This is a genomic window from Bacillus sp. AFS031507 (assembly GCF_002584635.1).
GTDB lineage: Bacteria > Bacillota > Bacilli > Bacillales > Cytobacillaceae > Neobacillus.
In genome coordinates, this window is the sequence record NZ_NUOW01000020.1 from 78,200 (window position 1) to 90,673 (window position 12,474).

General features: G+C 35.8%; 16 protein-coding genes. 4 read left to right on the forward strand and 12 right to left on the reverse strand.

Annotation, left to right across the window (positions count from 1 at the left end; genetic code table 11):
- A partial coding sequence (locus COE25_RS18780; protein WP_257208879.1) for an acetyl-CoA C-acyltransferase occupies positions 1–810 on the reverse strand: 810 nt, incomplete at its 3' end.
- Positions 811–886: 76 nt separating this feature from the next.
- Positions 887–1,327 carry a PaaI family thioesterase gene (locus COE25_RS18785; RefSeq protein WP_098933700.1) on the reverse strand — a complete coding sequence of 147 codons (441 nt, stop codon included), beginning with the start codon at positions 1,325–1,327 and terminating at the stop codon, positions 887–889.
- 184 nt (positions 1,328–1,511) lie between these two features.
- On the opposite strand from COE25_RS18785, the gene COE25_RS18790 reads away from it, so the two are divergent.
- The 3 genes from COE25_RS18790 to COE25_RS18800 all read left to right on the forward strand — a co-directional run bounded on the left by COE25_RS18790 (position 1,512) and on the right by COE25_RS18800 (position 5,184).
- On the forward strand, positions 1,512–2,114 hold the full coding sequence (locus COE25_RS18790) for a TetR/AcrR family transcriptional regulator (protein ID WP_098933701.1): 603 nt from the start codon (positions 1,512–1,514) through the stop codon (positions 2,112–2,114).
- Between the two features lie 62 nt (positions 2,115–2,176).
- Positions 2,177–3,439 (forward strand): glutamate-5-semialdehyde dehydrogenase, encoded by a 1,263-nt coding sequence (locus COE25_RS18795; RefSeq protein WP_180247545.1) that lies wholly within the window; start codon positions 2,177–2,179, stop codon positions 3,437–3,439.
- Positions 3,440–3,762: 323 nt separating this feature from the next.
- Positions 3,763–5,184: an IS4 family transposase gene (locus COE25_RS18800; protein ID WP_098933702.1), complete on the forward strand. Its 1,422-nt coding sequence runs from the start codon at positions 3,763–3,765 to the stop codon at positions 5,182–5,184.
- A 172-nt stretch (positions 5,185–5,356) separates the two neighbouring features.
- On the opposite strand, the gene COE25_RS18805 is transcribed toward COE25_RS18800, so the two are convergent.
- From COE25_RS18805 to COE25_RS18820, 4 genes are all read right to left on the reverse strand, one after another.
- The gene (locus COE25_RS18805) at positions 5,357–5,716 is read right to left on the reverse strand and encodes a hydrolase (protein WP_098933703.1); all 360 of its coding nucleotides are present in this window, start codon (positions 5,714–5,716) and stop codon (positions 5,357–5,359) included.
- A gap of 198 nt (positions 5,717–5,914) precedes the next feature.
- Positions 5,915–6,457 (reverse strand): DUF6241 domain-containing protein, encoded by a 543-nt coding sequence (locus tag COE25_RS18810; protein ID WP_098933704.1) that lies wholly within the window; start codon positions 6,455–6,457, stop codon positions 5,915–5,917.
- Positions 6,444–6,656: a hypothetical protein gene (locus COE25_RS18815; RefSeq protein ID WP_098933705.1), complete on the reverse strand. Its 213-nt coding sequence runs from the start codon at positions 6,654–6,656 to the stop codon at positions 6,444–6,446. The genes COE25_RS18810 and COE25_RS18815 overlap by 14 nt, the downstream gene beginning before the upstream one ends.
- Positions 6,657–6,680: 24 nt before the next feature.
- Positions 6,681–7,535: a uracil-DNA glycosylase family protein gene (locus COE25_RS18820; protein WP_098933706.1), complete on the reverse strand. Its 855-nt coding sequence runs from the start codon at positions 7,533–7,535 to the stop codon at positions 6,681–6,683.
- A 267-nt stretch (positions 7,536–7,802) separates the two neighbouring features.
- Between COE25_RS18820 and COE25_RS18825 the strand changes: the two genes are divergently transcribed.
- Positions 7,803–8,945 (forward strand): helix-turn-helix domain-containing protein, encoded by a 1,143-nt coding sequence (locus COE25_RS18825; RefSeq protein WP_098933707.1) that lies wholly within the window; start codon positions 7,803–7,805, stop codon positions 8,943–8,945.
- A 302-nt stretch (positions 8,946–9,247) separates the two neighbouring features.
- On the opposite strand, the gene COE25_RS32310 is transcribed toward COE25_RS18825, so the two are convergent.
- The 6 genes from COE25_RS32310 to COE25_RS18855 all read right to left on the reverse strand — a co-directional run bounded on the left by COE25_RS32310 (position 9,248) and on the right by COE25_RS18855 (position 12,473).
- Entirely contained in the window at positions 9,248–9,481 is a 234-nt protein-coding gene (locus tag COE25_RS32310; protein WP_098933708.1) for a YolD-like family protein, read from the reverse strand.
- Positions 9,482–9,799: 318 nt separating this feature from the next.
- Complete coding sequence (locus COE25_RS18835) at positions 9,800–10,120, reverse strand: hypothetical protein (RefSeq protein WP_098933709.1); 321 nt, start codon at positions 10,118–10,120, stop codon at positions 9,800–9,802.
- Between the two features lie 132 nt (positions 10,121–10,252).
- Positions 10,253–10,678, reverse strand: a complete 426-nt coding sequence (locus tag COE25_RS18840) for a hypothetical protein (protein WP_373605363.1) — start codon at positions 10,676–10,678, stop codon at positions 10,253–10,255.
- A gap of 248 nt (positions 10,679–10,926) precedes the next feature.
- On the reverse strand, positions 10,927–11,346 hold the full coding sequence (locus COE25_RS18845; protein WP_098933711.1) for a DUF6884 domain-containing protein: 420 nt from the start codon (positions 11,344–11,346) through the stop codon (positions 10,927–10,929).
- A gap of 15 nt (positions 11,347–11,361) precedes the next feature.
- Positions 11,362–11,988, reverse strand: a complete 627-nt coding sequence (locus COE25_RS18850) for a hypothetical protein (protein ID WP_098933712.1) — start codon at positions 11,986–11,988, stop codon at positions 11,362–11,364.
- Complete coding sequence (locus COE25_RS18855) at positions 11,985–12,473, reverse strand: hypothetical protein (protein ID WP_098933713.1); 489 nt, start codon at positions 12,471–12,473, stop codon at positions 11,985–11,987. Before COE25_RS18855 ends, COE25_RS18850 begins: the two co-directional genes overlap by 4 nt.
- Between the last annotated feature and the right edge of the window lies 1 nt (position 12,474).

Here is a 12,474-nt window from a genome sequence, read left to right on the forward strand (position 1 = left end):
GCCCAATTCTTCTGCCTTTTTCTTGCTCATAATAACTAATGCTGCTGCTCCGTCATTAAGCCCTGGAGCGTTACCTGCTGTTACAGTTCCGTCCTTTTTAAATGCAGGGCGCAGCTTCGCTAATATTTCTACAGTGGTACCTTTTCTAGGAGACTCGTCTGTATCAAAAACGATCGGATCACCTTTACGCTGTGGAATAACAACCGGAACAATTTCATCTTTGAATTTTCCTGTTTCGATTGCTTCAACTGCTTTTTGCTGGCTCCATGCTGCAAACTCATCCTGCTGCTCTCTGGTCAGCTCATATTTCTCTGCAACGTTTTCACCTGTAATCCCCATATGGTAATCATTAAACGCACACCATAGACCATCACTGATCATGCTGTCGATTAATTTTTGATCTCCCATTTTAAAGCCACCGCGGGCATTTTTCAATAAGTATGGTGCCTGACTCATACTTTCCATTCCGCCTGCTACAACGATTTCAGCATCTCCTGCAAGGATCGACTGCATGGCAAGATGAACGGCCTTCATACCAGAACCACAAACCTTATTAATTGTAAGAGCCGAAGACGTCACTGGAATACCTGATTTTATCTGTGCTTGACGAGCTGGATTTTGACCAATACCTGCTTGAAGAACGTTACCCATTATGACTTCGTCTACCTGCTCCGGTTTTACTCCTGCTTTTTCAAGTGCTCCTTTGATAGTGACTGCGCCCAGTTCAGTTGCAGATACATTTTTTAAACTTCCATTAAAATTTCCAATTGCTGTACGAACGGCACTTACAATTACAATCTCTTGACTCATATTCTTTACTCCTTTTTTTCTGCTTATATAATACATAATTCTCCGTCTAATTCTAAAATCTCTATTTGGTACTTTTTTATCTTCCTACTGATTTTTCACCACGAAGGATCATACACGTACTTAAAGCATGGGCAACTAATGAACCGCCATCATCAAAAACATCGCACTTGATTAGCCCAATAGTCTTTCCTTTCTTTATAACCTCACCTTTTGCTGTAATTTTTTCATTCCAAATCGGTTTCAAATAATTAATTTTAAGTTCAACAGTCGTAAAGGTTTCATTCATTTCTAACAAACTTGAAAAGGCCACGCCCATTGCCATATCGGCTATATCACATAGTATTCCTCCATGGATTGTTCCCATAGGATTTGCATGTTTCTCTGTATTACACTCTAATTCAAAAACTGCTTTACCCTTCTCGATTTGTAACAACTCTGCACCAATTAACTTAGCGATAGGTGGTGGCGGAACCTCGCGATTAATTATTTTTTGCATATTTAAAATTCTCTCGTTCATATAAACCCCCTCTAATAAAAAACACAAACCGGTCTGTTTTTTATTATACGTTAAACCAAGTTACAGTTGTCAATATGATTTTAATATTCTAACAAAAAAGGGCTGATTTAAATTACATAAAAGGTTATACTTATATTAATAAGACCGTTCGGTTTGAAAATTCTAATGAAAATGAGGGTTGAAAATGCGTAAAGGAGAACGAACAAAACAGTTGATTATTGAAAAGGCCTCTGGACTTCTAAATACCCAGGGATACTTAGCAACTTCCATTACAGATATTATGGAAAAGGCTGGTATGGAAAAAGGAGGGATTTATAATCACTTTAAAAGCAAACAAGAACTTTCTTTGGATGCATTTTCATTTTCTATTGAAACGATGTCCACAACCTACCAAGAAGCAATTAGGAGCAAAAATGCTTCCATCGAAAAATTGAACGCAATTCTTGAAGTCTTTTTGTTATTAGCAGAAGGCAAGCCAATTCCTGGCGGCTGCCCAATTCTTAATGCAGCAATCGAGTCCGATGATGCGCATCCAGCCTTACGTGATGCGACTAGAAAAGCAATGAATGACCTTTATGATATGATACTTCGTATTATTCGGAATGGGATAAAAAACGGTGAAGTAAACTCTACAATAGATTCAGAGACATTCACAACGATCTTTATATCTACAATAGAAGGGTCTCTAATGTTGACAAAGCTTTATAACGACACCATTTATATAAATCGAGCCATTGGCTTTTTAAAAGACTATCTAGCTAAGTTTGAAACTAGAGACAAGAATTAAAAAGGTGACAAGAACATAAAAAATTTAAGATCAACTACTTAAATGTATAGGAGGTAAAATCAATGAGTACAGCTATTGAGAATGAAGTCATTTATAAAGCAAAGCTTGCAAAAGAAGCAAGTTTAGAAATGCAAAATAAAACAACTGAAGAAAAAAATACAGCACTATTAGCAATTGCAGAGCAATTACTAATAGATCAAGCGTTTATACTAAAAGAAAATGCAAAAGACATTAAATATGGTCATAAATTAGGGTTATCTGAGTCCATAATCGATCGTCTTATGCTGAATCCAGAACGGGTTAAAGCCATGAGTGATGCAATTCATTTAGTAATTAATTTGCCCGATCCAATAGGAGAAGAATTGGAACGCATAAATAAGGATAATGGACTGATTATTAGTAAGCGACGTGTGCCACTCGGTGTCCTCGGTATGATTTATGAAGCCCGTCCGAATGTAACCATTGATGCAGCTACGCTGTCTTTAAAAACAGGAAATACAGTTCTACTGCGTGGCTCTAGTTCAGCAAAACACTCAAATATGGCTTTAGTTACGTCTATACATCAAGCATTGAAACGTGTGCAATTCCCTCAAAATGCGGTACTTTCAATCGAGGATACGTCACGCGAAACTGCTAAAACATTATTTAACTTAACAGAGTATTTGGACCTTTTAATTCCTCGTGGAGGCAAAGATTTAATTGATTTAGTGGTACGTGAAGCAATTGTTCCTGTTATTGAAACAGGGGCTGGTAACTGCCATGTTTTTGTTGATGCAACCGCAAAATACGATATTGTAAGACCAATCGTACTAAATGCTAAAACTCAGCGTCCATCAGTATGTAATGCGATTGAAAGTTTGTTAATCCATGATGAATTCTTTAATAATTATGGGAAAGAACTACTTGAAACGGTATCAATTGCTGGAGTTAAAATTTATGGAGATAAAAAAGTTTGTAAAGTATTTCCAACAGCCATCAAGGCAACAGAGGAACATTATGCAAAAGAATTTTCAGATTTAATCATCAGTGTGAAAACTGTAAATAGTGTTGAAGAAGCCATTGCTCATATTAATCAATATGGTACAAAACATTCCGAGTGTATTGTGTCGGAAACGCCAAAGAATGTTGAACAATTCTTAAATGATATTGATGCAGCAGTTGTCTATCATAATGCCTCAACACGCTTTACAGATGGCTTTGAATTTGGATATGGTGCCGAAATTGGCATTTCAACACAAAAGCTACATGTAAGAGGACCAATGGGGTTACCAGCTTTAACGACGACAAAATATTATGTCAATGGAGACGGACAAATTCGACTTTAATTAGTCACAATGTTATTTAAAATTTCTTTAAATATCTTATAGATTGTTACGATGTTATCTAGAATAAAGTAAATTGAAAAGATAAAAATAGCCAAAAGGCATCTAAGGGAAAAACCTTGATGCCTTTTTAATACCCATTAAAAAGGTGAAAACATATGAATAGATTAATCTCTATCTCTATGTTTTGTGTGTGGTAGTGTCTGCTGCTTTTCTTGTTATTAGGGTATCACCACATGCCCATCAAGCGAAGTTAAAATCATACCCTCAAAATGAAAAAACGCTATGCTTATCGTAAGAAGTTTACGAGAAAGGATGGCGTTTTGATGAATCCTATCATTTCAAATGAACTAAATCTTTTCGCACAAGAGCTACAATACTTTTTATCTCCAGTAGTCCTACAAGATATCGCCAAACAAGTTGGCTTTGTACAGCGATCTAGTAAGTATCAAGCAAACGAACTTATTGCCCTTTGCGTATGGCTCAGTCAAGAAATCGCTAGCACATCACTTATACAATTGTGCAGGCGGTTAGAAGCTTCCACTGGGGTACTGATGAGCTCAGAAGGGTTGAATCAACGCTTTAATCCAGCAGCTGTCGCATTTCTTCGAGAAGTCTTTACTTCTCTTCTCACACAAAAACTCTGTTCAAATCAATCGCTTTCTGCACACATGATCTCTACTTTCAATCGTATCCGTATTTTAGATGCGACAGTGTTTCAACTGCCTGATCATTTCGCCACTGACTATCAAGGTTCAGGTGGGAGTAGTAATACGGCAGGCGTGAAAATCCAATTGGAATATGATTTACTGAGTGGTCAATTTCTTAACGTGCAGCTTGGACCAGGAAAGAATAATGATAAAACATACGGTACCACCTGCCTTGAAACCGTAGAGGCGGGCGATTTGTGTTTGCGTGATCTTGGTTACTTCGATTTAGGAGACTTACAAGCCATTCATGATAAAGAGGCTTACTATATCTCGCGGTTGAAGCTGAATACACGCATATATACCAAGAATCCTGAGCCAGAATACTTCAACAATGGAACGTTAAAAAAGCAAACAGAATACATCCAGCTTGATATGACACAAATGATGTCTGGTCTAACCCCTGGTGAAACGATGGAAATCCCCGTGGCATACATTGGCCAAAATCAGAAGCTTCCAGCACGTGTCATTATCCATCGTTTAACCGATAATCAAACGCAAACACGCCTGAAAAACCAAGCGATACGTGAAAAGAAGAAAGGCATTGTCATGAAGGATAAAAGTAAACGTTTAATGGGCATGAATGTATATATCACGAACACGTCGCTAGAAGAAGTACCGACGAACTACGTGTATTCATTGTATTCACTTCGTTGGCAGATTGAGATTTTGTTTAAAACTTGGAAGTCATTCTTTGAAATTGATGAATGTAAAAATATGAAAAGAGAACGCCTAGAGTGCCATTTATATGGACAACTCATTGGCATTCTCCTCTGTTCTTCTACGATGTTTCAAATGCGACAGCTTCTGCTTAAAAAGAAAAAGCAGGAGCTGTGTGAATACAAAGCGATTTATATGATTAAAGATTACTTTCCGTTACTGTTTCAAGCGATAGCAGTTGGCACAGAAGAACTTTTGAAAATTCTGCATCGACTTTATCAGCTGCTAAAAAAGAACGGTCGTAAATGTCATCGGTATAAGAAGATGACCGTCTTTGATATTCTAGGAGTTGTGTACGAAACGACGGTGAAGCATAGATAAGCTGCCTAGCGAAAAAATCACGTTTTAATAGGCTTCTTTGGCATGCTTACTTTTCCATCACTCGCTAGTTTTGAAACAAGGATCATTTCGTATCTAGTAATTTACTTTGTTAGCTTGATGGGCATGGGGTCAGACCCCCATTACTTTGAAATAACCTCTATTTTTTAATTAATCAAAATTCTCGGTACCCCAGTATGGCCTGTTCGTTTACAAAGTCTTCACTTAATATTCCCATTTCGCGAATATGTGCACGCGTTTTTTCATCACCCAAATAATATAGTAAGGAATAGATCAGCAGAATTCGTAGGTCATATTCTTTATTTTGGGGCTGATGATGATATTCAAGAAAAGGGATGTGGGCTCGGAAATAACTTTCCCAATCTGTTTCATCGGTTTTATCAAACAACCGTTCTAAGACAGCAACTTGACTTTCCGTTGCGTTAATCTTAAAATCCCACTCCACTCCATTAGATTCACTAATAATTTCGTGAGATTGAATGTTAATAAAATAGCTGTGTTTTGGTTCATCCATCAGATTATCTCCAATCCTTTTTGGATGTATACCACAACTTTGAAAGTCCAAAACAGTTATGAGTTATAGTATTTCAAATCAACATTTCCATTTGGACTGTTTCTACAAGCTTTTTTTATTTTACAGGTGAATGTCTTTTTTCAATAGAATGAGAAAAGATTGGCACAACAAAGGGATATCCAAGTCTAAATCGACATCTTAAAACTCGTTAAAGCGCTCTTTTCTATACTCAGCCTCCTCTTGTTTAGTAAGCAATCTGGTTGCTTCTCCTATTGAACCTCCTTGAAGTTCCCAAATTTTATTATGGTCTGAAACAGCTTTACTAAAATCACCCACTTGCCATTTCTCTAAGATGCCAATGTATAGATCACTGTGATCTAAACCGTTCTGATCTCGTTTAACCGCATCAAGTAATTGATCAATCCTTTCTTGAGTTGGTTCTAAATCACTCCATTTCTCCGAAGCATATACCTTAGAATGACTCATGGAATGGATCGCGTCTTGAACTTCTGTTTCAGTGATACCTTCTGGAAATTCTGTTTCCACTTGCGTTTCAATTACTTCATCCACTTCCGAAGCTTCATCAGTAGGGGTCCATGTTTCAATGACGTCCTTATCTTCGTTTTTTTCAACGTGTTTAACCGCTTCCTTTGATCCTAGCAAACTAGTAGATACATAGTACCCAATGCCCAAGACTAGAGTAGCAATAACGATAACGATGGCACTTCTATATTTCCCCATAATACCCTTCATACCCTTCAATGTAGGTTTGACCTGATAACTGCACCAAATCTTTCCTTAACTTAGGCGTATCCACCATAACGTACACTTGATATTTGGGATTGTCCTTGTTTCTCATGCTGTGGTGAAAATCATGTCCAAGTTTCACTAACTCAACAAATAATGTCTTCTTGTAAATATTTTTAAGCCTCTTTTCCATATTCACTCCCACTCCCTTTCGTCGTTATCTAAGCAAATGTTTAATGACCAATGCAATTTTGTGATCATATGGTTCAATCTCGTCAGCAAGATGAAACAATCGTTTTTCATAATAGGAATCTCTTTCCTTTAGGTCATTCCCTCTTTTTAACTCCTCACCAATGATTTTTAAGTGCTTAATTAATTCAGACATTTGTTCCTCGGATGGTCTTAACTGGTTGTTAGTTTCCTGAAATTGGCCCCTTTTTCCAGCTGCTATTAACAGCTCTTTAAAGGTATTTTTATTATTTTCATACTGCTCTCTACGATGACCGTTAGCCCCAGACGGATGCGGGAAATTAAAAAGAATCAATTCATGGGAGATTTTCCCCACGTCAACTAGATATCTAAGAACATCAGAGACTACCTTACCTGTAGGGATAATAACAGCATTTTTTACTTGATTTAGTTCTGGGACTAATAATTCATCAATCATTTTCAAGAAAATTTCTTGACTAAAAAGCTTTGGGCTGCTGCCACTATAATTCTCACCATCAATAAACACAGGGTATCTCAGGACCGAAGTAGTATGTAATAAAGAATGCTTGTCATTAAATAGCTGTTCACAAGTATTAATGTTCAAAAATTTATGTAAATCGATCCCATCCAGCATATCAATAAGGTTTTTTCTCTCGGTGGTCCCGCCAAAGCTAGCATGATTCTTAGCTTTAGAAATGAGGTGTTCATACTCCTCTTCATCAATATGGTGTCGTACGTAATTAAAGGCTAGTTCCATTTGAGTCCAACCAGGAGTAATTCCTAGAATGATGACTTTCGCATCTTTGTTTATGTATTCAAAAGGAGCCCAGTAAACCTCAACTTTTCCTTCCTTCGCATACAAAAACTCATCTGTTAGTAAATCCTCTTTCTCGTATAGCCCTTTTTAAAGGCAGCTTTCTCAGGCTATTCTCATATTTTTTAAAATACATTTCTATTCCTCCTCAATATTTTAGCAGTAAAAAGTTATTAGTATGGGTTATAACTTTACTAAGTGTGAATAATAATATAACAACTGTTAACATCACAATAAACCATGATACCAACGTTGTCAACAATATTTTCTATATGTTATTATTAACTTAACAAATGTTAAGAAGGGGTTCTTGAAATGCCCAACTCGATCAATGAACGAATTAAAAATAGGCGGAAAGAATTAAATATGTCACAGGCTGAATTGGCAAAACAAGTGGGTCTTAAACCCCCAGCAATTAGCCAATATGAGTCTGGTGCAAGGCGGCCTTCCTTTGAAGTTTTGAGGAAATTATCCTTTGCCTTGAAGGTGTCCACTGAATATTTACTTTCTGGTTTAACCAAAGAAAAAACGCAAGAGCCCCTTGAACATTCTGACCGGGTAATCCTTCGAATTGTGAATTCACTGTCGCAGCAGGATAAAGAAAAATTAGTTGAGTATGCTGCTTTCTTAGCAACGGGCAGAAAAGTAAAAATCGATACTCTTTTTGAAACACCCTCAGAATACGCTACATATTATCTCGAAGAAAAATTAGATCATCGTTTACCTATAGATATCTACGGTTTTGCAAAAGAATTAGGTATAAAGGTATTTGAAGATAATTTAGACGAGGGTGAAGGAATTCTGATTCAAGTGGACCACCCGATCATCCTATTGGATCGGAAAATTACAATTGAGACTAGAAAAAAATTTACGTTAGCCGCGTTAATTGGACATTACATTCTCCCATGGCATTTAAAATCAAGCTATATTTCTAGAAAATACGACCATGAAGAGGTTAAGAAAAAGGATCGAGACGAATTACTGTTTGGCCACTCCACCCTATTAGTCGAAGAAGTGGAAGGAATGGAAGCTAATCAATTTGCTTTCAACATACTAATGCCTACAAACGAACTAACAACTGATTTTATTGTAAAAAATGCTACGATTGAAACATTAAAGGAACTTGCTGATAAAAAGTATAATGTGTCTTTGTTCGTACTTTTAAACAGATTAGTCGATTTTGCAGATCAAAAATACGCTGTAGTCCAGTCACAAAATTCTAAAATTATTAAAAGTTTTCCAGGGAGTCGTAATCTAGTTTCATTTGAAAAAGTGGATGATCGTAGTAAGGCAGCGAGTTTTTTTATGAACCCAAGCGTGAAGGAAGAGATTAGAGAAGGTGAAGTGCCAGCATCGTGCTGGTTTATGGATGCCAAGGAAAATGAGACGGTTTATGAACAATCCGTATATAATCCAGAGTTAGGAAAGGTATTGACTCTATTAACCATTAATAAGTGAACTTAATGTGAATGTTTGATAAGAAATCCTAAAAGATAAAAAAAATGAGCAAGTCCCCCCGTTCATTAATGCTTTGGGGGATTTGCAGAATAAAAAGATAATTATCAATTCATAGATTTATATTTTGAGAAATCGAATCTCCCCTCCGTGACAATCAATAGTCAGAGCCGTAGTTTTGAATTCATAAAATAAAAGGTTAAAGTCCTAATACATCCATCCTTAATAAGTGACTTTAATTGGCACTGTCTCAATTAAACCTGATATCAATTTTACCTTGGTAGATATTTTAAGGATATGACCGATTAATTTACGACAGTCACTCCGATAACATCTTCAAATACAATTTGCTCATATTCACCAGTTTTCACCTCAACACGTAGCAAATTCATAAAAGGATCAACCCAATGTATGTGTCCGGTTATGTCCGAAGTAAATCCGTCGGCCCATACTCTAATTCTTACTGGTAAGTTATACTCCATTGCGTAACAAATGCTTTGGTTATATTCCTCCGACTCAGAATCATCGATTAGCGGAATTGGTTGGCGTTCTTAGTCCTTTAACATGTCCCGCTGAATTTCGAAGACCTGTGGCATAAAGGACGCTGCATTCCATTTAATTTTACCGCGATCTCTTATCGTCATGATGAACATCTCCTTCATTCTCATTATAAAAGAACAAATGTTCCCGCGTGAATAAAAAACACAACCCACGTTTGGGCTACAATAATAATCGAGTGGGAGGGTACAAATAAGCACTAAATGATATAGAGTCTTTAATTTCATAATAAAAACAGCCTCCAATCGTGGAAGCTGATTCTACTAAAATCTTCAACATTATCTCTACCGAGTTGAGTTTTAATTAAAATTCTTTAAAAATGTATCCAATTCATCTTCCGATTGGAACTTAAAAGAGTAACCGTAATGGATTGGATTTTTCCCTTTATTCTTTCTCTTTGGAAATTGATTTAAAGAGGTATTATGGTATAACTTCTTACTTTTATCTATTAAACTAATATCGCCTTCAACTGTTTCGGGGCTTAAAACAATACTAATTTCTTTTGTTGGTAATAAATAAACTTTTTCTTTGGATTCATTTTTTTCAAATTCTACAGCCTTTGTTGTCTCTTTCTTTAGTTCAAAATGATTGTTTGTAAAAATTTTATAAAGTCTTTCCATTTAACATTCCCTTACCTTCTATATGTGATTTAATTTTGTGTTATATCTTTAGGATAAAGACCTCATTTTACCTGAAATCATTAAACAATGGCATGATCTTCCTCTTCAAATAACTTGAAAAACAAAAAAAGATTATAAATAATTCTTTGTAATAGCTTGCCAAATTTTAATACCACGATCGTAATTCAATGACACCATTGTTGGTGCTAGGACAACACTGTTACCCACAATTTCATTAATATCAGCAGATGATACAGGATTACTTAATCTTACAAATTGATTTAAATTCATATAATATTCCTCGTCTATATGTAAACCTTCTTTATTCTGATAATCTGCTATCTCAACTACTCCCGTTGCGATTCCTCTAGCAATAATACCTTTTCCATTACTATACAGGAAGACTAAATCATTGGGTTGAATTTGTTCTATTCTCTCTTTCCAAGGAGAAAAATAGGCTGCACACTTTTCATTTTTCAACATATCCCTCTCGGTTTCTCCATTTGGCATATTAGTAAGATTGGTATTTATTATGTAAGCTTTTCTCAAGTCCTTCACGCTCCCTAATAATCTTTAATTTAATTCTATCTATATATCATATTATTGAAAGAATTTTTAATTCTAAGCGGACGTGATAATTGGTATGAGCCGCCACTAGGAGTTTAGCCAAATAATGAATCAAACAGCTCTAATCTTATACAAGTAGTTCTGTGACTCAAAGCGAATTTTGTTTTTCATTCTCCAACCTGACTGATTTTCACTAAATAACTTGAAAATAAACCGCTTGGAATAGTAGTTATACTGAATCAAACAAGTTGATCCTTATAAAATTTCAGTTGCTCACCTATTCCTTTTCCTTCAAGAGGTATGTTGCACTGGATCCAGCTATTTTCTAGAAGTGGAATAAGGTATTCTCTATATTTTTTCCCTGCATAAAAGTCTAATTGTTGTGGCTCTAATTTTATTAATTGATCAAAGACATCTCTAGACCATTCTTTCCGTTGTAAAGAATTCATTTTGTTTAACGTAATATCATATGGCTCAATTAAGGTGTCCTTATGAAGTAGTCCATACTTAGCGGATAAAATGAACCAGTCATCGTAATTTTGTTTGCTTATATAATGAACAGCCTTTTTGAATAATTGAGATTCTAAATACATTTCTTTTGCAGGACAGGGATAATCTTTTTTTAATTTTGTGCAGCTAATTAATGCGTACTTAGACATAGTTATCCCCCTTTCCTAAACACCATCAATATTGAGTAAAGAATCTTTATAATAAACTGATGCTATAGAGATTAGTTCTTTTTCCAAGGAGGGAAGAGAACTATGCAAACCTGAAATACCTGGGTTTCCTTCATACCAAGGAAGCAAATACAGATAGATAGGTTCTTTCAGTGTGGGTGGATCGTAGTTGGAAAATAGCACATTTGCCCATGCTTTATATTTCTTATCTGGCTTTTTATAGGATTCGAATCCAAATAACACATGACTCAAATCACCAATATGATAGGCTACATTATCTCCCCACCGAGCAAATTTCGCCTTGTTACTTCTAATATTAGCTATATTTACACTAATCGGATGCTTGACTCCTTTTTTCTCTGCCTTACCGATATAAAGAGGAACAAACGAGTCTTTCTCCCCTCTTCCCATGATATATAATAGCCCTTCCCAATCCGAACGGTCTATGTTACTTTCAACTAACTCAATGACTGCATTTTCCATTTCTTTGTTTCTTACCAAGGTCCTTTTTTCTTTTTTTCCAAGAAGCTTAGTAGTTACAATTAAATCTTCATTTACTTCAAATAAATGAACAAATTTAAACCCTGGAACATTAAATAGCCATGAATTAAAGTCGATCATCATCTTCGATTCCCTTCTTTATTAAGTAGCGTATTTGGGTAGGCGTCAGATACCAGGCTTACTAATTGATACTCTACCGATCCAACCGTCTTAGGAAAGTTCGGAATTGGGGATGTAACAATCTCATTGTCTGGGATAATTAATAGAATTAATGACTGTTTGGCAATCTCATGATCTTGAAATAAAAGATTTTTCCACCTTATATATGAACCTTTTCCCTCAAACAATTTTACTATATGACTTTTCCATCTGATGTAGGGATTCACACTTTTCCCAATGTATACGGGTATGGTTTCGCTATTAGTAACAATACATAATAAATAAATGAATTCATTCGAATCACAATAGTTGGAGCAATGTCGTTCGATTAGATTTTCAATTATATTCTTGTTTACTCTATCACCCTCGGCAGCAAACTCGATTCTGAATTTATCTTTGTAAGGATTTATCCATTCTTCCAACAGATGTTTCTTCTTTTCGAAATCCAAG